General features: G+C 65.0%; 18 protein-coding genes. 8 read left to right on the forward strand and 10 right to left on the reverse strand.

The window, feature by feature from the left end; all coding sequences use genetic code 11:
- Window positions 1–26: 26 nt before the first annotated feature.
- The 4 genes from aceA to B0G83_RS09315 form a co-directional block, all read right to left on the reverse strand.
- Window positions 27–1,334, reverse strand: coding sequence for an isocitrate lyase (gene aceA / locus B0G83_RS09305; RefSeq protein WP_105507126.1), 1,308 nt, complete (start codon window positions 1,332–1,334; stop codon window positions 27–29).
- A gap of 99 nt (window positions 1,335–1,433) precedes the next feature.
- Window positions 1,434–1,721, reverse strand: coding sequence for a hypothetical protein (locus B0G83_RS38080; protein ID WP_146120198.1), 288 nt, complete (start codon window positions 1,719–1,721; stop codon window positions 1,434–1,436).
- 88 nt (window positions 1,722–1,809) lie between these two features.
- The gene (locus tag B0G83_RS09310) at window positions 1,810–3,486 is read right to left on the reverse strand and encodes a DEAD/DEAH box helicase (RefSeq protein ID WP_105507127.1); all 1,677 of its coding nucleotides are present in this window, start codon (window positions 3,484–3,486) and stop codon (window positions 1,810–1,812) included.
- Window positions 3,487–3,989: 503 nt separating this feature from the next.
- On the reverse strand, window positions 3,990–4,259 hold the full coding sequence (locus tag B0G83_RS09315) for an acyl-CoA-binding protein (protein ID WP_105507128.1): 270 nt from the start codon (window positions 4,257–4,259) through the stop codon (window positions 3,990–3,992).
- A gap of 168 nt (window positions 4,260–4,427) precedes the next feature.
- Between B0G83_RS09315 and tsaB the strand changes: the two genes are divergently transcribed.
- From tsaB to B0G83_RS09335, 4 genes are read left to right on the forward strand one after another with little or no spacing between them, the layout of a single operon-like run.
- Window positions 4,428–5,249, forward strand: a complete 822-nt coding sequence (tsaB, locus tag B0G83_RS09320; protein WP_105507129.1) for a tRNA (adenosine(37)-N6)-threonylcarbamoyltransferase complex dimerization subunit type 1 TsaB — start codon at window positions 4,428–4,430, stop codon at window positions 5,247–5,249.
- Entirely contained in the window at window positions 5,246–5,740 is a 495-nt protein-coding gene (gene rimI, locus B0G83_RS09325; RefSeq protein WP_105507130.1) for a ribosomal protein S18-alanine N-acetyltransferase, read from the forward strand. Before tsaB ends, rimI begins: the two co-directional genes overlap by 4 nt.
- Window positions 5,727–6,857, forward strand: a complete 1,131-nt coding sequence (locus B0G83_RS09330; RefSeq protein WP_105507131.1) for a uracil-DNA glycosylase — start codon at window positions 5,727–5,729, stop codon at window positions 6,855–6,857. The genes rimI and B0G83_RS09330 overlap by 14 nt, the downstream gene beginning before the upstream one ends.
- The gene (locus B0G83_RS09335; protein ID WP_105507218.1) at window positions 6,854–7,858 is read left to right on the forward strand and encodes a DUF1853 family protein; all 1,005 of its coding nucleotides are present in this window, start codon (window positions 6,854–6,856) and stop codon (window positions 7,856–7,858) included. The genes B0G83_RS09330 and B0G83_RS09335 overlap by 4 nt, the downstream gene beginning before the upstream one ends.
- A 118-nt stretch (window positions 7,859–7,976) precedes the next feature.
- Here B0G83_RS09335 and thiD read toward each other — a convergent pair whose 3' ends face one another.
- Window positions 7,977–8,783, reverse strand: coding sequence for a bifunctional hydroxymethylpyrimidine kinase/phosphomethylpyrimidine kinase (gene thiD / locus B0G83_RS09340; protein ID WP_105507132.1), 807 nt, complete (start codon window positions 8,781–8,783; stop codon window positions 7,977–7,979).
- Window positions 8,784–8,857: 74 nt separating this feature from the next.
- A complete protein-coding gene (gene lplT, locus B0G83_RS09345) occupies window positions 8,858–10,165 on the reverse strand; it encodes a lysophospholipid transporter LplT (RefSeq protein WP_105507133.1) in 1,308 nt (435 codons plus the stop codon).
- Between the two features lie 220 nt (window positions 10,166–10,385).
- Here lplT and alr point away from each other — a divergent pair, with 220 nt between their 5' ends.
- The 3 genes from alr to B0G83_RS09360 all read left to right on the forward strand — a co-directional run bounded on the left by alr (window position 10,386) and on the right by B0G83_RS09360 (window position 13,316).
- The gene (gene alr / locus B0G83_RS09350) at window positions 10,386–11,456 is read left to right on the forward strand and encodes an alanine racemase (RefSeq protein WP_105507134.1); all 1,071 of its coding nucleotides are present in this window, start codon (window positions 10,386–10,388) and stop codon (window positions 11,454–11,456) included.
- 39 nt (window positions 11,457–11,495) lie between these two features.
- Window positions 11,496–12,872 carry a DNA repair protein RadA gene (gene radA, locus B0G83_RS09355; RefSeq protein ID WP_105507135.1) on the forward strand — a complete coding sequence of 459 codons (1,377 nt, stop codon included), beginning with the start codon at window positions 11,496–11,498 and terminating at the stop codon, window positions 12,870–12,872.
- Between the two features lie 165 nt (window positions 12,873–13,037).
- The gene (locus B0G83_RS09360; protein ID WP_105507219.1) at window positions 13,038–13,316 is read left to right on the forward strand and encodes a DUF2866 domain-containing protein; all 279 of its coding nucleotides are present in this window, start codon (window positions 13,038–13,040) and stop codon (window positions 13,314–13,316) included.
- A gap of 118 nt (window positions 13,317–13,434) precedes the next feature.
- On the opposite strand, the gene B0G83_RS09365 is transcribed toward B0G83_RS09360, so the two are convergent.
- Window positions 13,435–14,556, reverse strand: a complete 1,122-nt coding sequence (locus tag B0G83_RS09365) for a CaiB/BaiF CoA-transferase family protein (RefSeq protein ID WP_258167838.1) — start codon at window positions 14,554–14,556, stop codon at window positions 13,435–13,437.
- Window positions 14,557–14,656: 100 nt separating this feature from the next.
- The gene (locus tag B0G83_RS09370) at window positions 14,657–16,600 is read right to left on the reverse strand and encodes an ATP-binding cassette domain-containing protein (RefSeq protein ID WP_105507136.1); all 1,944 of its coding nucleotides are present in this window, start codon (window positions 16,598–16,600) and stop codon (window positions 14,657–14,659) included.
- Window positions 16,601–16,736: 136 nt separating this feature from the next.
- Between B0G83_RS09370 and B0G83_RS09375 the strand changes: the two genes are divergently transcribed.
- On the forward strand, window positions 16,737–17,216 hold the full coding sequence (locus tag B0G83_RS09375) for a glutathione peroxidase (protein WP_105507137.1): 480 nt from the start codon (window positions 16,737–16,739) through the stop codon (window positions 17,214–17,216).
- A 35-nt stretch (window positions 17,217–17,251) separates the two neighbouring features.
- Here the strand turns inward: B0G83_RS09375 and cls are convergent, their stop codons facing one another.
- Both cls and prmB read right to left on the reverse strand, forming a co-directional pair.
- The gene (cls, locus tag B0G83_RS09380) at window positions 17,252–18,703 is read right to left on the reverse strand and encodes a cardiolipin synthase (protein ID WP_105507138.1); all 1,452 of its coding nucleotides are present in this window, start codon (window positions 18,701–18,703) and stop codon (window positions 17,252–17,254) included.
- A 112-nt stretch (window positions 18,704–18,815) separates the two neighbouring features.
- Window positions 18,816–19,700 carry a 50S ribosomal protein L3 N(5)-glutamine methyltransferase gene (gene prmB / locus B0G83_RS09385; RefSeq protein ID WP_105507139.1) on the reverse strand — a complete coding sequence of 295 codons (885 nt, stop codon included), beginning with the start codon at window positions 19,698–19,700 and terminating at the stop codon, window positions 18,816–18,818.
- Window positions 19,701–19,704: the final 4 nt, after the last annotated feature.

Raw genomic sequence — 19,704 nt, forward strand, 5'->3', positions numbered from 1 at the left:
GCGAGGCGCGTGCGCGTATTGCGTGCTTACGCGACCTTCTTGTCGAAGAACTGTTCGTCTTCCGTCGAGCCGTGCAGCGCGGTCGTCGACGCTTCGCGTTCGACCGTTTGCGTCACGGCGTCGAAGTAGCCGGTGCCGACTTCGCGCTGGTGCTTCACGGCGGTGAAACCCTTGTCAGCCGCGGCGAATTCGGCCTGCTGCATTTCGACGAACGCCGTCATCTGATTGCGGGCGTAACCGTGCGCGAGGTTGAACATCGAGTAGTTCAGCGCGTGGAAGCCGGCCAGCGTGATGAACTGGAACTTGTAGCCCATCGCGCCGAGTTCTCGCTGGAATTTGGCGATCGTTGCGTCGTCCAGATTCTTCTTCCAGTTGAACGACGGCGAGCAGTTGTACGACAGCAGTTGATCCGGGAATTCCTTATGGATCGCGTCGGCGAATTTCTTCGCGAACTCGAGGTCCGGCTTGCCGGTTTCGCACCAGATCATGTCGGCGTACGGCGCGTAGGCGAGGCCACGCGAGATGGCCTGTTCGAGGCCCGGCTTGGTGCGGTAGAAACCTTCCACCGTGCGCTCGCCGGTCAGGAACGGCTTGTCGTTGTCGTCGATATCCGACGTCACGAGATCGGCCGCTTCCGCGTCGGTGCGTGCCAGCAGCACGGTCGGCGTGCCGGAGACGTCGGCTGCCAGACGTGCGGCGGTCAGCTTGGCGATGTTTTCACGCGTCGGCACCAGCACCTTGCCGCCCATGTGGCCGCATTTCTTCACCGAAGCAAGCTGATCTTCGAAGTGCACGCCGGATGCGCCGGCTTCGATCATGGCCTTCATCAGTTCGAACGCGTTCAGCACGCCGCCGAAACCGGCTTCAGCGTCGGCGACGATCGGTGCGAAGTAGTCGATATAGCCTTCGTCGCCCGGATTCTTGCCTTCCGACCACTGAATCTGGTCGGCGCGCGTCAGCGTGTTGTTGATGCGTTTAACGACCAGCGGCACCGAATTCGCCGGATACAGCGACTGGTCCGGGTACATTTCGCCGGCCACGTTCGCGTCGCCTGCCACTTGCCAGCCCGACAGATAGATGGCCTTCAGGCCGGCCTTGACCTGTTGCATGGCCTGGTTGCCGGTCAGCGCGCCGAGCGAGTTCACGAACGGCTCGGTGTTGACGCTTTCCCACAGCTTTTGCGCGCCACGCTTGGCGAGCGTGTGCTCGACCTGCACCGAGCCCCGCAGACGGATCACGTCTTCCGCCGAATAGGTCCGCTTCACGCCTTTCCAGCGCGGATCGGTGTCCCATTGCTGTTGGAGTTGCTTGGCTTGTTCTTCGCGCGTCGTCATGGTGTGCTCCTTGGTTGCCTGTAATGGGTAGGTGACTCTGTCTTCGTCGAAGCGGCTGGCCGGTTTGGCGTTTCGTTTCGTGAAGTCTTATATAAGAGTCTAGGCAAATCGATGCTGGCGCAATAGACGAGCGGAAGGCTTTTTGTGATATTTATTTCTGTTTAAAATCAATTGATTGGGATTGTCGTTTCGCATTAAGAAACGATTTTTCCCATCTTGCAATAGAGGGTCTTGTGCCGTGCAGCACGATTTTTTACGACGCAAAAAAATTTCCCACATCGTGAAATTTAGCCGCCCATCAACTTGCGGACGAAAAAAAACCGGTGCCGAAGCACCGGTTTCTCCCGACTGACGAACGGCGCAGGGGCCGTTCGGGTCTTTTTTCAAGCTGACTTGCTGGCATTGCTTGCGTCCGACAAGCGCGCTACGGCTTTGAAGCAGTGTGACGCGCCATGCCGACTGCGTGAGCGAATACTTAGCTGCCGCGACGCGCCGTACGCGGGCCGTCGTTGCGGCGTGCGCCGTAGCCGCCGTCGCGCGAACCGCCGTAGCCTTCACGCGAACCGCCGCCGAAGCCGCCTTCACGCGAACCACCTTCACGCGAACCGCCACCGAAGCCACCTTCACGCGAACCGCCGCCAGCCGACTTGCCGGCCCAGCCGCCGCCGTTGCCGCTGCGCGCACCGCCGCCGTTACCGGCCGGCTTGCCTGCGCCGCTACCGAAGCGACGGCCAGCACCACCACCGTTGCCACCGCCCGGACGGCCACGGCCGCCAAAGCCAGGACGGCCGCCGTTACCCGACGGAGCCGACTTGCGCGGCTCGAAGCCTGCCACGACGTTGACCGGCAGCGGCGTGCGCACGAAGCGCTCGATGCGCTTCAGCGCGCCTTGTTCAGCGTGATGCACGAGGCTCACGGCGATACCCGAGCGACCGGCACGGCCGGTACGGCCGATACGGTGCACGTAGTCTTCGGCAAACTTCGGCAGATCGTAGTTGAACACGTGCGTGATGCCCGGAATGTCGATACCGCGAGCGGCGACGTCCGTGGCGACCAGCACGCGAACGCGACGCTCGCGCAGTGCCTTGATGGTGCGGTTACGCGCGCCTTGCGGCAGATCGCCGTGCAAAGCAGCCGATTCGAAACCGGCGTCGGCCAGACGGCCGGCCAGCTGGTCGGCGTCCATCTTGGTGGCCGTGAACACGATGGCCTGGTCGAGGCCTTCGTCGCGCAGCAGATGGTCGAGCAGACGATCCTTGTGATCGCGGTCGTCCACGTAGTGAACGGTTTGAGCGATGTTGGTGCGTTGTTCGAGGCGTTGAACGATCTCGATCCGCTCCGGATCCTTCAGCAGACGGCCCGTCAGCGAACCGATCTTGCCGTCGAGCGTGGCCGAGAACAGCATGGTTTGACGCGTAGCCGGCGTAGCCGCGACGATCGTTTCGATGTCTTCGATGAAGCCCATGTCGAGCATGCGGTCGGCTTCGTCGAGCACGAGGATCTGCAGCTGCGACAGATCGATACGGCCGCGTTCCAGGTGGTCGATCAGACGGCCCGGCGTGGCGACCAGGATTTCCGGGTTCTTTGCCAGCAGCATCAGTTGCTGGCCGTAAGCGACGCCGCCCAGAATGCTGACGGTGCGCAGGCGCTTCAGATGCTTGCCGTACGTGGCGGCGGCGGTGGTGACCTGCATCGCGAGTTCGCGGGTCGGCGTCAGGACCAGCATAGTCGGACGGGCAACCGGTTGCGGACGGCGCGTAGTGCGGGCGCCGTCGGCGGGACGCGGCTCACGCGGCTGGCTGGCTTGCGCCTTTTGCAGTTGCGAGAAACGCTCGATAGCGGGCAGCATGAACGCGGCGGTCTTGCCCGAACCGGTCGGGCTCGAGACCAGCAGATCGCGGCCGGCGATACCGGCGGGGATGGCGCGTTGCTGAACCGGCGTGGGGTTCTGGTAACCAGCGGCGGTCAGCGCGGAGACGACATCCGCGGAGAGACCGAGCGACGCGAACGTCGGGCCGGTCGGCGCAGCGGCTTCAGCGGCGACGGCTTCCGGAGCGGCAGCGACGGCTGCGGCTTGAGCGGGTACGTCGGCGAGACCGAGGGCTTGATCGGCGATGGCGTTCAACGGGCTGGAGGTGTTGCTCGAAGTCATGAGAATCCTTGGTACACAGGGAATTAAAACGTCGGCGCCAATCGGCATACCCAAGTCGTCGGATTCAGCGAGCAAAGAAGCAGCGAGCAAATCGAAAAACGGGGGCAGCTCGCGACAATGAAGGCGAGCTTTTCGTTAGAAGCTGTATCGGATGCGACATGCCAACACGGCGTGCCGCCAGCCTGGGACATGATCGCCCGTAGGGGGCTAGGCAGGAGGGGACAGGTTCTAAACTGGATTGGAGCTAAACGCTACGAGGCGCTGCGCCGCAAAGGCCGCTGGAGGAAAGCCGGGCAGAGCAGTGAAGCGCAGGCAGTATTCTATAGGGTTTTGTTGCACTGCGCCACTGTTAGGAAACTTCTTAGTGGAAAAAATTGCTTTTTCGGGCTGTGCGGGAGCACGCCGGGTGGCGAGGGGCGGGGTGTCTGGTGTTGCGCGGGCGCGGGTGTTGCGCGGGCGCGCGAGGATTGGGCAAATGGCGCGGATCCTCGCGCCAACCGTGGTCAGGCCGCCGTGCCGTTCTTCAGCGATTCGACGAGTTCCGCGTATTGCTGTTTGGCGGCGTCCTGCGTGGTGCCTTTGAGTGCGCCCCACGCGTCGTATTTGTACTTGCCGACGATGTCGGTGAAGCCCGGCTTGTCGCCGTGGACGTCGCCTTCGGTCGCCTGCTTGAAAAGCGCGTACAGGCGCAGCAGCGTGAGGTTGCCCGGACGCTCCGTCAACTGTTTGACGTCTTCCTGGGCTTGCGCAAATTGGATGGTGATGTCGGTCATGTTCGTTTTGCCCGGTAGGCGGGATGGGGTTACGGTGGCCGACGATCATAACAATTGCCTGCCGTCCACGGCCCGAGGGCTTATTCCAAACGCCGGCCGCCGCCTTGCGGGCGAACCCGAACCAGATTGGCGCGCGCCGTGCCGATGACGCCGATTACAATACGGTCCATGACTCAAACTGTGCTCCTCGCTCTCGATACCTCGACCGAATTCTGTTCGGTAGCGCTTTTGTCCGCCGCCGGCCAGACGCCTGACGTAACCCGCCTCTGGGTCCGCCACGAGCAGACCGGCGCGGTTTCCAGCACGCGCCTGCTCCCCGCAATCCGCGAACTGTTCGCCGAAGCCGGGTTGACGCTGGCGGACTGCGACGCGATCGCATTCGGCTCGGGCCCCGGCTCGTTCACCGGACTGCGCACGGCAACCGGCGTCGCGCAAGGTCTCGCGTTCGGCCTGGATCTGCCGGTCGTGCCGGTCAGTACGCTGCTGGCTTGCGCGGAAAGCGCCCGGTTGCGCGATCCGTCGGCATCGCGCGTGCTGGCCGCGCTCGACGCTCGCATGGACGAAATCTATTGGGCCGACTTCGCGTGGGACGACGCGCAGGGCGACTGGCGCACGCTGCAGGCGGCTTCGCTCGACGCGCCGGAGCGCCTGGCGTTGCCGGAGGTTCCGTTCACGCTGGCCGGCAACGCTGCTGCCGCGTTCGGCGCGCGGCTGCCGGCGGTGGCTGCGGCGCGCACGGTGGACGGCGATGCGCTGCCGCACGCGGTGCCGCTCGCGCACGCCGCGTTGCGCGCGTACCGCGCCGGCCGCACCGTGCCGGCCGATCAGGCTGCGCCGGAATACGTGCGCGACAAGGTTGCGCAGACGACGGCGGAACGGATGGCCGACAAGGCTGAAAAGGCCGCACAAGCCACTCAGGCGGCTCAGGCCACTCAGGCCGCTCAGTCCGTCCACGATTCGCACACCCGGTCGGGCGAGGACGGCCAATGAGCGGCGTGTTGCTAGCCGACCGCTACATTTCGCCGATGACCGAAGGCGATCTGGACGAGGTCGCGGCCATCGAAAAAATCGCTTATGAATTTCCGTGGAGCCGCGGCAATTTCGGCGACTCGCTGCGCAACGGCTATTTCGGCATCTGTCTGCGTCATGTGACCGGCGCGCTGATCGGCTATTGCGTGCTGATGCCGGTGGTCGACGAAATGCACCTGCTGAACCTGTGCGTGACGCCTGCCGCGCAAGGCGCCGGCGCCGGTCTCGCGTTGCTGCGCGAAGCGGTGCGGATCACGCGCGCGGAAAAACTCGAAGGCCTGCTGCTCGAAGTGCGGCCGTCGAATCATCGCGCGATACGGCTGTACGAGCGCTTCGGCTTTGCATCGATCGGCCGGCGCAAAAATTATTATCCGGCGCGGCATCGCAGCCGGGAGGACGCCATCGTGATGCGTTTCTCGTTTGCCACGGAGGGCGCAGATGGCGCTGCATGATTCGGTACTGGAAGAGTTCGGCCTCGCGCCGCTGTGGGTGCGTCGCGGAATGGCGGAGCAGCCGGCCGCGGCCGACGCGGCCAGTGGGCAAGATGCGGCCGGCGCGGGCGAGATAGGAATGCGCCATGCGCCCGTGAACGACGCGGCGGCTGAGCCGGAGATGCGCCGGGCGAACGTGAGCGAAACAGCGGCCGAGCCGCTGTCGGCCGCACGCACAACGGGTACGTCCGGGGCGGCCACGATGCCTGCAAGCGAAGCGTCGCGTCCCGCGCAGGAAAGAGGGCAAAGCGAGCGCCTTGCACGACCGTCGCAACCCGAAGCACAACCACGCTCCCAGCCGCCCGCCGTCGCAACACCGCGGCAACCGAAACCGCCGACCCGGCCCGCGCCACAATCGCGCGTCCCCGAACAGCCGCCGTCATTCGACACGCCTCCCGACGACGACTTCGCGTGGTTCGACGATCTACCCACCGAGGCGCCCGGACACGTTCCATCCGAAGCCCGCCGCGAAACGCCTCAGCCGCCGGCAATCCACACCCTCGACTGGGACGCCCTGAGCGAACGCGTCGCGGCCTGCGAAAGTTGCCGGTTGTGTGAGAAGCGCACCAGGACGGTGTTCGGCGTCGGCGATCGCAACGCCGACTGGATGCTGATCGGCGAAGCCCCCGGCGAGAACGAAGACCGTCAAGGCGAGCCGTTCGTCGGCCAGGCCGGCAAGCTGCTCGACAACATGCTGCGCTCGCTGACGCTGGCGCGTGACACCAACGTCTACATCGCGAACGTGATCAAGTGCCGGCCGCCCGGCAACCGCAATCCCGAGCCAGACGAAGTCGCGCGCTGCGAGCCGTATCTGCAGCGTCAGGTGGCGCTGGTCAAGCCGAAGCTGATTGTCGCGCTCGGCCGTTTCGCCGCGCAGAGTCTGCTGAAGACCGAATCGAGCATTTCGTCGCTGCGTGGCCGCGTGCATGAATACGAAGGCGTGCCGGTGATCGTCACCTATCACCCGGCGTATCTGCTGCGCAGCCTGCCGGATAAGGCCAAGGCGTGGGCCGACCTGTGCCTCGCGCGCGACACGTGGCGCGCGGCCGGCGGCACGCCCGCGAACCCGTCGACGTGACGACCGCCGCGGGCTCGGCGGCGCGCGTCGCCGTCGCGCCCGGCGCTTGCGCCGCGACGCTCGACACGCTGCTCACCGGCTTGCGTGAGCCCGCCGTGCGCGATCTCGCCTGGTTGCTGCTGAGCGCCGATCTGTTGCGCCCGCAACCACCGGCCGGCGTGCTCGCGATGCCGTTCGACACGCCACGGGAGTTTGAAGCGACCGTCGCCTGGCTGCGCGAACTCGACGCCGCGCCGGCGCCTTTACAGCACGATCTGACGGCCACGCGCATCACGCGTCTCGGCCGTTACGCCGAACGGCTGCTCGGCTGGTTCTTGCAGCACGGACCGGCGGCGCGCCTGATCGCGGCGGGTGTGCCGCTGCGGCATGAAGGCGTCACGCTGGGCGAGTGCGATTTTCTGCTGCAGACGCAACGTGGCGCGCGGCTCCATTGGGAGCTGGCCGTGAAGTGCTACCTGCATGCCGGCGCGGGACGCGGCCGTCTGGCGGATTACGTCGGGCCGAATCTGAAAGACCGCTTCGATCTCAAGCTCGCGCATGTGCTGAATCATCAATTGCCGATGAGCGCGCGCGAGGCGTTCGCGTCGACCGGTTATGCGGGGCCGTGGACGCCGCAGATGTTCATCAAAGGCTGGCTGTTTTACCGGCACGGCGAGACGCCGCTCGATCCTGTCGAACTGGATCCGGCGCATGGGCGAGGGTGGTGGGTGACGCGCAGCGACTGGCTGCGTTTTGCCGCCGCGCAGGCGTGCCAATGGCGGACTTTGCCGCGCCTCGAGTGGCTCGCGCCCAGGCGCGACGAACTGCCCGAGGCGCATGCGGCGGACCGGAAGACGCTTGTTGATGCCGACACGCTTGCCGCGCAAATTTCGCATCAGCACGGACCGGCAATGGTCGTCGGGTTCGATGAGGGTAGCGCGGGCGATCTGGTGGAACGTTCGCGCGGTTTTATCGTGCCGGACGAATGGCCCGAGCAGGCTCAGGCATACGCGCGCCAGTAGCAGTAACAGCGGCAGTTGCAGCGGCAGTTACAGCGGCAGTTACAGCGGCAGTTACAGCGGCAGTTACAGCGGCAGCCGCTGCAACAGCAAGCGCCGCCGCGCCCAGCCGTTCAATCCCTCACCACCACCGGTAAAAGTGATGCACCGGCCCAACCCCGCTGCCCACCTGTAACTGATCGCTCGCCTGCAGCGCGCCGGTCAGATAAAGCTTCGCATCGGCCACGGCGCTCGCCAGATCGCCGCGCTGCGGAATCAGCGCCGCAATCGCCGACGACAACGTGCAGCCCGTCCCATGCGTGTTCTTCACCGGCACACGCGGGCCGCCAAGGCGCAGCGTGCCGCCCGCTTCAACCAGCCAGTCCGGACTGTCCACCGCGCTCAAATGGCCGCCCTTCATCAGCACCGCGCGCGCACCGAGCGCGCGCAGGGCTTCGCCTTGCTCGACCATGCCGGCTTCGTCAGTCGCGCTGGGCACGCCGAGCAACGCGGCGGCTTCGGGCAGGTTCGGCGTCAGCAGATCGGCCAGCGGCAGCAGTTCGTCGCGCACCGCCGCAACCGCATCCGGCAGCAGCAGCGCGTGGTTGCTCTTCGAAATCATCACCGTGTCGAGCACGACGTGTCTGGGCTTGTGGCGCCGCAACGCATCCGCGACCGCTCGCGCGATCGGCGCGTTCGCCAGCATGCCGATTTTCACGGCGTCGATGCGGATGTCGTCGAACACCGCGTCGAGCTGCGCCGTCACGAAGCCGGGGTCCGGCGCGTGAATCGCCGTGACGCCGCGCGTGTTCTGTGCGGTCAACGCGGTGATCACGCTCGCGCCATAGGCGCCGAGCGCCGAGAAGGCCTTCAGATCGGCCTGAATGCCGGCACCGCCGCCGGAGTCGGAGCCGGCGATGGTCAGCACATTGGGAATGGGTCGAGTCATGGCAAAGCGAGGAAAAAGGGAGGCGCGGAGGAAGGCACGGGCGCCCGCGGGAAACGCAGGCGGCCCGCCGCGGATCAGTGCTTGACTTCGCCGATCAGCGCGACCGAGTCGAACGCGCGCTGGTTCGCCTGGTGGCGCCGCATCACGAACCACATCATCAGGCAGACGAAGGTGCCGAACAGCACGATCACCGCGGCGACCGGCACGTCGAGCCACACCAGCACCGCGTACAGGCACAGCATGACGAGCACCGAGAGATTTTCGTTGAAGTTCTGCACGGCAATGGAATGACCCGCCGACAGCAGCACGTGGCCGCGATGCTGCAGCAGCGCATTCATCGGCACGACGAAAAAGCCCGATAGGCCGCCCACGATCATCAGGAAAATGTACGCGACGATCAGATATCCCGGCACGTGCACGCGGCCGAAATACACGCCCCAATGCGCGGGGAACAGGTTGCGGGTATAGAACGCCATCAGCATCACCGCGATGCCCATCATGATGCCGACCGGCAGTACCGACAGCGACTTCTTCAGCGGCACGCGCGAGGCGGCGTAGATCGCGCCGACGGCCACGCCGACCGCGACCACCGCCTGCAGAATGGCGGCTTCGGACAGCGACATGTTCAGCGATACCTCGGCCCACTTCAGCACGATGAATTGCAGCGTCGCGCCGGCACCCCAGAACAGCGTGGTGACCGCGAGCGAAATCTGCCCCAGCTTGTCGCGCCACAGCACGAGAAAGCAGTCGGCGAAGTCGGTGACGAGTTTGATCGGGCCGCGTTCCTGTTTCGGATAACGCGCGCCGGTGTCGGGAATGCGCAGATTGAATAGCGCGGCGATCACGTAGATCGCCATGATGACCAGCATGGCCGCTTCGGCGGGCGTGTTGACCGTGGGAATGTGATGCCTGAGGATCGGCGCGGCGATGTGCGGACTGATCAGCGCGCCGCCGAGCACGGTGCCGAGAATGATCGAGCCGACCGTGGTGCCTTCGATCCAGCCGTTCGCGGCGACCAGCCGGTCAGGCGGCAGCAGTTCGGTGAGAATGCCGTATTTGGCGGGCGAGTAGGCCGCTGCGCCGAAGCCCACGATGCCGTACGCGATCAGCGGGTGCGCGCCGATCAGCATCGTGATGCAGCCGACCACCTTGATGGTGTTGGTGACGAACATCACGCGCCCCTTGGGACGCGAATCGGCGAAGGCACCCACGAAGGCGGCCAGCACGACGTACGACAGCACAAAGAACAACTTGAGCAGCGGTGTCATCCAGTTCGGGGCGTGAAGATCTTTCAGCAGTGCAATAGCAGCGATCAGAAGCGCATTGTCGGCCAGCGACGAAAAAAACTGCGCGGCCATGATGGTGTAAAAACCTTTTTTCATCTGATGCGATGCTGTCCTCGCTGCGGTCTGTCCGCCCCGGTGCCGTGTGGAAGGCGTCCGGGCTTATACCGTTCGAAATGGGTTGTGCGCACGGCTTTATATCATGAAAATAGCTGGATTCGGACTAGCAAAATCCTTGATCGCACCGCCCAGCGGGCTGCCGAGCGTTGAAAACGCCCTGTAAGCCGCTGATTCGCAAGCGTCTTTACGAAAATATCCCATGCCGCGCCCCCTTTCAGCCACGATCCATACCGCCGCACTCGCCAATAATCTCGCTATCGCTCGCCGCTATGCGTCGAAATCCAAGATCTGGGCCGTCGTCAAAGCCAACGCCTACGGGCACGGTTTGGCCCGTGCTTTCCCTGGTTTGCGCGCCACCGACGGCTTCGGTCTGCTCGACCTCGAAGAAGCCGTGAAGTTGCGGGAATTGGGCTGGGCCGGCCCGATTCTGCTGCTCGAGGGCTTCTTCCGCCCCACCGATATCGACGTGATCGACCGCTACAGCCTGACCACCGCGCTGCATTCGGACGAACAGCTGCGCATGCTCGAAATGGCCCGCCTGTCCAAACCCGTCAACATCCAGTTGAAGATGAACACCGGCATGAACCGCCTCGGTTACACGCCGGAGAAATTCCGTGCCGCGTGGGAACGTGCGCGCGCCGCTCAGGGCGTCGGCCAGATTACGCTGATGACCCATTTTTCCGATGCCGACGGCGACCGTGGCATCGGCTATCAGATGGAAGCGTTCGAGCGCGGCGCGCAGGGCATTGCCGGTGCGCGTAGCCTGTCCAACTCGGCGGCCACGCTGTGGCATCCGGCCGCGCACTTCGACTGGGTACGCCCCGGCATCATCCTGTACGGCGCGTCGCCGTCGGGCGTGACGGCCGCGATCCAGGGCACGGGGCTGCAGCCTGCCATGACGCTCGCGTCGGAACTGATCGCCGTGCAGACCTTGAGCGAAGGGCAGACGGTCGGCTACGGTTCGTCGTTCAAGTCGCGTGGGCCGATGCGGATCGGCGTGGTGGCGTGCGGCTACGCGGACGGCTATCCGCGGGTCGCGCCGGAAGGCACGCCGGTGATCGTCGACGGCGTGCGCACGCGGATCGTCGGGCGGGTGTCGATGGACATGCTGACCGTCGACCTGACGCCGATTCCGACCGCCAACGTTGGCTCGCGCGTCGAGCTGTGGGGCACCTCGCTGCCCATCGACGACGTCGCGCAGGCCTGCGGCACGATCGGCTACGAGCTCATGTGCGCGGTCGCGCCGCGCGTGCCGGTGCGGGCCGAGTAAGACATCAATCCAAAAACAGCAACTCAGGCAATCTCGCGCGTGGCTAAACCCAAGACGCTGTACATCTGTAGTGAATGCGGCGGGCAATCGCCGAAGTGGGCCGGGCAATGCCCGTCATGCAATGCGTGGAACACGCTGGTCGAGTCGGTGGCGGAAGCGCCGTCCACGCACCGTTTCCAATCCCTCGCGAAGAGCGCGCCGGTGCGCCGCCTGGCCGACATCGAGGCGTCCGACGTGCCGCGTTTCTCCACCGGCGTCAGCGAGTTCGACCGCGTGCTCGGCGGCGGTCTGGTGCCGGGCGGGGTGGTGCTGATCGGCGGCGATCCGGGCATCGGCAAATCCACGCTGCTGCTGCAATCGCTCGCGGAAATCGCTGCCGACAAACGCGCGCTCTACATCAGCGGCGAAGAATCGGCTGCGCAGATTGCGTTGCGCGCGCAACGGCTTTCATTGCTGGAGCCCGGTTCGAAAGCGAGCGAGCTGCAACTGCTCGCCGAGATCCAGCTCGAAAAAATCCAGGCGACGATCGCCGACCATCAGCCCGACGTCGCGGTGATCGATTCGATCCAGACGGTCTATTCCGACGCGCTCACCTCCGCGCCAGGCTCGGTCGCGCAGGTGCGCGAGTGCGCGGCGCAATTGACGCGCATCGCCAAGCAGTCGGGCACCACCATCATCATGGTCGGGCATGTGACCAAAGAGGGCGCGCTGGCGGGGCCGCGCGTGCTCGAACACATCGTCGATACCGTGCTGTATTTCGAGGGCGACACGCACTCGTCGTATCGCCTCGTGCGCGCGATCAAGAACCGCTTCGGCGCGGTCAACGAATTGGGCGTCTTCGCGATGACCGAGCGCGGCTTGCGCGGCGTGGCCAATCCGTCGGCGCTGTTTCTGTCGCAGCACGAGCAGTCGGTGCCGGGTTCCTGCGTGCTGGTGACGCAGGAGGGCACTCGGCCGCTGCTGGTCGAGGTGCAGGCACTGGTCGACGCGGCCAACGCGCCGAATCCGCGCCGGCTAGCGGTGGGCCTCGAACAGAACCGGCTCGCGATGCTGCTGGCGGTGCTGCACCGGCACGCCGGCATTGCCTGCTTCGATCAGGACGTGTTTCTGAACGCGGTGGGCGGCGTGAAGATCACCGAACCGGCGGCCGACCTGGCCGTGCTGCTGGCAATTCATTCGTCGATGCGCAACAAGCCGCTGCCGAAAGGTCTCGTCGTGTTCGGCGAAGTGGGGCTGGCCGGCGAGATCCGGCCGTCGCCGCGCGGTCAGGAGCGGCTGAAGGAAGCGGCCAAGCTGGGCTTCTCCGTCGCGGTCATTCCGAATGCCAATGCACCGAAACAGCCGATAGAAGGCTTACAGGTCGTTGCGGTCGAACGGATCGAACAGGCCATCGACCGGGTCCGCACGCTCGAATAGACGGGCTTCCGGCGCCGGTGGGCGCCGTGCGGAGCGCGCCTCGCGGTAATGGCCGGTAAATATCTCCATATTGGCTGTAACCTGCCGGCCAACCCTTTTTCCTAAGCTGCAAGCGTATTGCATTGCCGTATGCATCGCTTCAGACGCCAGAAAAAGGATCGCGCCTTGAAACAGTCATGTCAAACCGTAGTCGAGCGGTCCATCCAGGTGCGCGGCTGCCGCGTGTCCGCACCGATTCGCCAGCCTTGGGGCGGCGCCTGCCGGATCGTCGAGTGGATCGACACCACCGGTCAGATCTCACGCCGGGTGGTCGCCGAAGACGCCACGGCCGCCGAGGTGCGCGCCACGATCAATCGTCATGTGGAAGGTCGGAAGTACGTGCTGTACGACGACGAGAAAACGCCGCGTCAGACGTTGCCGCGGCAGGCTGTCGCGCGGCGTTGAGGGGCGCTGCTTTATAACAAACTCCCGGCAGGAGTGCCGAGATAAGAGCCTCGGGCTATGAGCGCCGGGTTAATAACCCCGAGCGCTGGGTTGCAGGTCTGGTCTCCCAACCCCGCGCTCAGTTGAACCCGCGCCGCAGCTCCACACGTGGCTGCAATTCAGCCTGTTCTTTCTTCTTTTTCTTCGCCTCGATCGCGCGCTCCGCCTCCGCAGCGGCCGCCAACGCCGCCGCATAAGCTTGCGGATTGAACAGCGGATGCTGCGCGGCTTCCGCCGCCGTCAACACCGGTGAAACGCAGCAGTCGAGCGGCTCCAGCAGCAGAACCCAATCTTTCAGCGCACGCTTGCCGATCACCCCGGCGAGCTCCTGCGTCAGCGCGGCCGCGTCCGGGCCGCCGATCGCCTGACCGAGGCTCCAGTGACGGGTCGCCCACTCGGGCCGGTCGAGCGCCATGCACAGGGTTTCCCAAAACTTCAGTTCGAGTGCGCCGACCGCGAGCCAGCGGTCGTCGAGCGTGCGGTACAGGTTGTAGCAAGGCACGCCGCCGTTCAGCAGACCCGCGCCGGCGGCCGGCGCCGCGCCTTCGTTGGCGAGCGAGACCTGTGCGACGACGTTGTGCGCATGGGTGACATGCGCCATCGAGATATCGACGAAGCGGCCTTCGCCGCCGCGCGACACATGCCACAACGCGGCGAGAATCTGCGTGACCGCGCTCAATGCGCCGCCAAGCAGGTCGGCAATCTGGAAATTCGGCAGGATCGGCGTGCCGTCGCGGCTCGCCAGTTGGTCGAGCACACCTGCATAGCCGATGTAGTTCAGATCGTGGCCGGCATGATCGACGAACGGGCCGCTCGCGCCATACCCGCTGATCGCGCAGTAGACGAGCCGTGGATTGAGCGCCCGCAGCGTCTCGTAGCCGAGGCCCAGCCGCTCCATCACGCCGGGCCGGAAACTTTCGATCAACACGTCCGATTCAGCCGCGAGCGCACGCAGCACGTTGCGGCCGGCGTCGGACTTGAGGTCGAGACGGGTCTCGCGCTTGCCGCGATTGACCAGCCGGTAGAACGCGCCGGGCCGTCCTGCCACCCGGTCGCTCGACGACTGCATCATGGTGCGAGTCGGGTCGCCCGCGCCGGGCGCTTCGATCTTCAGCACGTCGGCGCCGAGTTCGGCGAGCCGCAGCGCGGCGACCGGGCCGGGCAGCAGGCGCGTCAGGTCGAGCACGCGCAGTCCTTGCAGCGCGGGCGGCGCCACGTTGGACGATGACTCGGATGATGTTGTCGCGGATGACAAGGCCAACCTCCCGTCGATACCGGCGCGGATCGAAAACCGCCTGCCGCTAGCCGATTTGCTCGAGTTCCTCGTGAGTCTCGAGCCATTCGGCTTCGAGCGTTTCGAGGCGCGCGTTCACATCTGCCTGACGGCGGATCGCCTCCGTCAGCTTGCTCTTCTGTTCGGGCTCGTAACTGGCCGGATCGACGACGAAGGCATCTAGCGTCGACTTCTCCGCGTTGAGCGAGTCCATTTCCTTTTCGATCTTCGTGATGCGGTTTTGCAGCGGCTTCTTCAGGTGCCCGAGCTTTTGACGCGTTTCCGCTTCGAGACGTCGCTGCTCCTTGCGGTTCACGCCGTTGTCCGCGCCACTGTCGGTGTTGCTTGCCGCCGCGCCCGCCTTGAGCGCCGCGCGCTGTTCCGCTGCATGTTGCAGCAGCCAGTCGCGGTAGTCGTCGAGATCGCCGTCGAATTCCTGCAGACGATGTTTCGCGACCAGCATGAACTGGTCGGTCGTGGCGCGCAGCAGATGCCGGTCGTGCGAGACCAGAATCAGCGTGCCTTCGAACTGCGCGAGCGCCATGGTCAGCGCGTGCCGCGTTTCGAGATCCAGGTGGTTGGTCGGCTCGTCGAGCAGCAGCAGATTTGGCTTTTGCCAGATGATCAGCGCGAGTGCGAGGCGAGCCTTTTCGCCGCCGGAGAACGGCGCGATTTTCGACGTGGCCATTTCGCCGGAAAAGTTGAAGCTGCCGAGGAAGTCGCGCAATTCCTGCTCGCGCGTGTCCGGCGCAAGGCGCGCAAGGTGCTGCAACGGCGTGTCGTCGGCGCGCAGCGTTTCGAGCTGATGCTGCGCGAAGTAGCCGATCCGCAGCCCTTTGCCTTCGCGAACGTGGCCGCCGAGCGCCCCGAGCGTGCCCGCGAGCGTCTTGATCAGCGTGGATTTGCCTTGACCGTTCGCGCCGAGCAGGCCGATGCGCTGACCGTTCTGAATGGACAGCATGACGTGCTGGACGATCGGAATCTCCGCGCAGTTCTCTTCGTTGCGATACCCGCAACGCACGTCTTCCATCACCATCATCGGATTCGGCGCGGAGTCGGGTGTGCGGAACTCGAACGTGAACGGCGACGTGGCGTGCGCCGGCGCGATCATTTCCATCTTTTCCAGCGCCTTGACGCGGCTCTGCGCCTGCCGCGCCTTGGTGGCCTGCGCCTTGAAGCGGTTGATGTAGCTCTGCAGATGCTCGACCGTGCGCTGCTGCTTCTCGTACGCGCTCTGCTGCAACGCGATCTGCTGCGCGCGCAGGATTTCGAATTGCGAGTAGTTGCCGCCGTAGCGCTTGATCTGCTGGTTCTCCAGATGCAGCGTGACGTTGCAGACCGAGTCGAGGAATTCGCGGTCGTGCGAGATCACGACCAGCGTGCCCGGATAGCGGTTGAGCCAGTCTTCGAGCCAGACGATCGCGTCCAGATCCAGGTGATTGGTCGGTTCGTCGAGCAGCAGCAGGTCCGAGCGGCACATCAGCGCCTGCGCGAGATTCAGGCGCATGCGCCAGCCGCCCGAGAAGCTGCTGACCGGCTCGCGGGTCTGGTCGAGCGTGAAGCCGAGGCCGAGTAGCAACGCCTCGGCGCGGGCGGGCGCGGTGTAGCCGTCGGCGTCGGCGAAAGCCGCGTGCGCTTCGCCTTCGGCCGCGCCGTCGTGCGCGGCGGAGGCCGCGGCAATCGCGGCTTCGATCGCGCGCAAGGCCGCGTCGCCGTCTAGCGTATAGGCGAGGGCGGTTTTGTCCGCGGCCGGGGTTTCCTGCGCGACGTGAGCAATCTGCCAGTTGGGCGGCATGGCAAAGTCGCCGCCGTCCGCATGCAGTTCGCCGAGCAGCACGGCAAACAGCGTCGACTTGCCCGCACCGTTCGCTCCCACGAGGCCGGCCTTTTCGCCGGGGTTGAGGGTGAACGTGGTGTTGTCGAAGAGCGGCTTGGTGCCGCGCGCGAGGCTGAACTGATTAAAGCGGATCACGAAAAGGCCGGCTGGAGAAAAACGCTATTTTAGACTGCCGGGGCGGACACCGGGCGCTCAACGGGGATCGGCCATTCGGCCGACTGTTCCGGCGCGGCTTTTGGCATAGACTGGCAGCTTTTACGGGGGAGCACACATGGCATCGATTTATTCTTTTTCGGCACGTACGCTGAGCGGCGAGGAAGCGAGCCTTGACCAGTATCGAGGCAAGGTTTTGCTGATCGTCAACACGGCGAGCGAATGCGGCTTCACGCCGCAATATGCGGGCTTGCAGAAGCTGTTCGACACCTACGCGGCGCGTGGACTGACGGTGCTCGGCTTTCCGTGCAACCAGTTCGGCAAGCAGGAACCGGGCGACGCCCCGGCGATCGGCGCCTTCTGCGAGAAGAATTACGGCGTGACCTTTCCGATGTTCGACAAGATCGACGTGAACGGCGCGAACGCGCATCCGCTGTTCCGCTATCTGACCGAAGAGGCGCCGGGTCTGCTGGGTCTGGAGGGGATCAAATGGAATTTCACCAAATTCCTGATCGGCCGCGATGGCAACGTGGTGAAGCGCTATGCGCCGCTGACCAAGCCCGAGTCGATCGTCGAGGATATTGAAAAGCAGTTGTGAGGGGTGGGGTGTCGTGGGCGTTGCCGAAGCGACTCCTACAGCACCGGCGAAAACAGTCGCGCCACATGCATCAACACCCGGCGCGGCGCGCTCGCATTCCGATACTCGGTGCGGTCGATTTCGCGCGACTCGGCGAAGTCGTTCAGCAGCATCGTTTCGACCTCTTGGGCGAAGCCGCGGTCCACGGTCAGCACCATGATTTCGAAGTTCAACCGGAACGAGCGGTTGTCGAGATTCGCGCTGCCAATGGCCGCGGCCACGTTGTCGATCAACACCACCTTCTGATGCAGAAAGCCCGGCTGATAACGGAAGATGCGGATCCCCGCACGCACCGAATCGTACGCATACAGTTTCGACGCGGTGAACACCACGCGGTGATCGCGCCGGCTGGGAATCAGAATGCGTACGTCCACGCCGCGCAGCACCGCGAGCCGCAGCGCGGCGAACACGGCTTCGTCGGGGACGAGATAGGGCGTGGTGATCCAGATCCGCTCGCGCGCCGCGTTGATCGCTTCGACGAAGAACAGCGAGCAGGTTTCCTGCTTGTCGGCCGGGCCGCTCGGCACCACCAGACAATGCATGCCCGGGCTCGCGGGTTGATCGGCCGATGGCGCCGCCGGCATGTCGAACTCGGGCAATTGCTGGGTGGCCCAATGCCAGTCTTCGGTGAACACGAACTGAATGCTGGCCACCGCCGGGCCGCGCACCTCGATATGCGTATCGCGCCACGGCGACAACGGCGGCTTGCCGCCCAGATATTCGACGCCCACGTTATGACCGCCGACAAACGCGCGTTCGCCGTCCACCGAAACGATCTTGCGGTGATTGCGGAAGTTCAGTTGCAGACGATTCACGAAGCGGCGATTAGTCGCGAACGGATGCGTCTCCACGCCGGCCGCGCGTAGTGCCGCCACGTAGCGGTGCGGCAGATCGAAGCTGCCGATGCTGTCGTACAGAAAGTACACGCGCACGCCTTGCTGCGCTTTCGCGATCAGCGCGTCCTTGAGCATCTCGCCGAGCGCGTCGTCCCGCACGATGAAGAACTGCACGATCACATAGTGACGCGCGCTTTCGATTGCTTCGAAGATGGCTTCGAAGGTCGCCGCGCCGTTCACCAGCGTGCGCACCGAATTGCCCGGCAGGAACGGCATGCCGCCGAGCCGCGTGAGCGAATGCACGAGCCGCGCGCCGAGCTCCTGCGTAGGCAGTCCCGCGGACGAAGCCCGCGTGTCCCATTCCGGCGGATGCGCGCGCGTGCGCAGCAGTTCGTTCTCGACGCGGCGCGCGTCCGCATAACCGGCGAACTTGCTGCGGCCGAGGAACAGATACGGCACCAGCGTCAGATAAGGCATCGCGACCAGCGACACGGCCCACGCAATCGCCCCTTGCGAGGTGCGCGTGTTGAGAATCGCGTGGCACGCCGCGACCACGCCGAGAAGGTGGGCAAGGGCGACCAGCGGACCGACGTGAAGCAGGTCGAATTGCATAGGCGGACGAAGGGTTGACGAAGCGCGGCTCAAGCCGGGCGGATGAGCGGCGGGCAACTGACCGCGCTCATCTTACCGAACGTGCGTGCGTTGCCCGGTCAGACAAGCCAGCTCAAACCGGCAGGTCGGCGGCCTGAATCAGGAACACGTTGTCGTCGCCGGCGCTGGTCGACAGCCAGACCAGGTCGAGACCGCCGAAGGCCGCCTCGACATTTGCCCGCTCGTTGCCGATCTCGACGACCAGCACGCCGTCTTCGGTCAGCCAGTTGCGTGCCTGCGCGATGATTCGCCGCACGATGTCCATGCCGTCGGCGCCACCCGCCAGCGCCATGTCCGGCTCGTGCTTGTATTCGGCTGGCAGCTCCTGCATCGACGTGGCGTTCACGTACGGCGGATTGCTGATGATGACGTCGTAGCGGCGCTCGGCGAGCGGCGCGTACAGATCGCCTTCGAACAACGCAATGCGGTCGTCGAGCTTGTAGTCCGTCACGTTGCGCGTGGCGACTTCGAGCGCCGGCGCCGACAGATCGACCGCGTCGATATCCGCGTTCGGGAACGCATGCGCCGCGAGGATCGCGAGGCTCCCGGAGCCGGTGCACAGTTCGAGCACCGCGCTCACCTGCTCGGGATCTTCCACGTACGGCTGCAAGCCGTCCTGCAGCAATTCACCGATGAACGAACGCGGCACGATCACGCGCTCGTCCACGTAGAAACGGAAGCCGTGCATCCACGCTTCCTGCGTGATGTAGGCGGCCGGCACGCGTTCGCTGGCGCGGCGCTCGATCACGTTCAGCACGGCGTCGATCTCGGCCGGGCTCAGGCGCGCGTCGAGAAACGGCTCCAGCAGATCGAGCGGCAGATGCAGCGTATGCAGCACGAGATAGGCGGCTTCGTCATAAGCATTGACCGAGCCGTGGCCGAACGACAATTCGGCCTGGTTGAAGCGCGACACCGCGAAACGCAGCAGGTCGCGAACAGTGGAAAACGGGAGCGTCATCGCA

The sequence above is a fragment of the Paraburkholderia sp. BL21I4N1 genome (genome assembly GCF_002973525.1).
GTDB lineage: Bacteria > Pseudomonadota > Gammaproteobacteria > Burkholderiales > Burkholderiaceae > Paraburkholderia.

What these genes read in the sequence shown, in the direction of transcription:
- alr (WP_105507134.1), top strand. Translation starts at nt 10,386, where the DNA reads ATGCCGCGCCCCCTTTCAGCCACGATCCATACCGCCGCACTCGCCAAT.
- rimI (WP_105507130.1), top strand. Translation starts at nt 5,246, where the DNA reads ATGAGCGGCGTGTTGCTAGCCGACCGCTACATTTCGCCGATGACCGAA.
- cls (WP_105507138.1), bottom strand. Translation starts at nt 18,703, where the DNA reads ATGCAATTCGACCTGCTTCACGTCGGTCCGCTGGTCGCCCTTGCCCAC.
- prmB (WP_105507139.1), bottom strand. Translation starts at nt 19,700, where the DNA reads ATGACGCTCCCGTTTTCCACTGTTCGCGACCTGCTGCGTTTCGCGGTG.
- tsaB (WP_105507129.1), top strand. Translation starts at nt 4,428, where the DNA reads ATGACTCAAACTGTGCTCCTCGCTCTCGATACCTCGACCGAATTCTGT.
- B0G83_RS09375 (WP_105507137.1), top strand. Translation starts at nt 16,737, where the DNA reads ATGGCATCGATTTATTCTTTTTCGGCACGTACGCTGAGCGGCGAGGAA.
- lplT (WP_105507133.1), bottom strand. Translation starts at nt 10,165, where the DNA reads ATGAAAAAAGGTTTTTACACCATCATGGCCGCGCAGTTTTTTTCGTCG.
- thiD (WP_105507132.1), bottom strand. Translation starts at nt 8,783, where the DNA reads ATGACTCGACCCATTCCCAATGTGCTGACCATCGCCGGCTCCGACTCC.
- aceA (WP_105507126.1), bottom strand. Translation starts at nt 1,334, where the DNA reads ATGACGACGCGCGAAGAACAAGCCAAGCAACTCCAACAGCAATGGGAC.
- B0G83_RS09330 (WP_105507131.1), top strand. Translation starts at nt 5,727, where the DNA reads ATGGCGCTGCATGATTCGGTACTGGAAGAGTTCGGCCTCGCGCCGCTG.
- B0G83_RS09315 (WP_105507128.1), bottom strand. Translation starts at nt 4,259, where the DNA reads ATGACCGACATCACCATCCAATTTGCGCAAGCCCAGGAAGACGTCAAA.
- B0G83_RS09310 (WP_105507127.1), bottom strand. Translation starts at nt 3,486, where the DNA reads ATGACTTCGAGCAACACCTCCAGCCCGTTGAACGCCATCGCCGATCAA.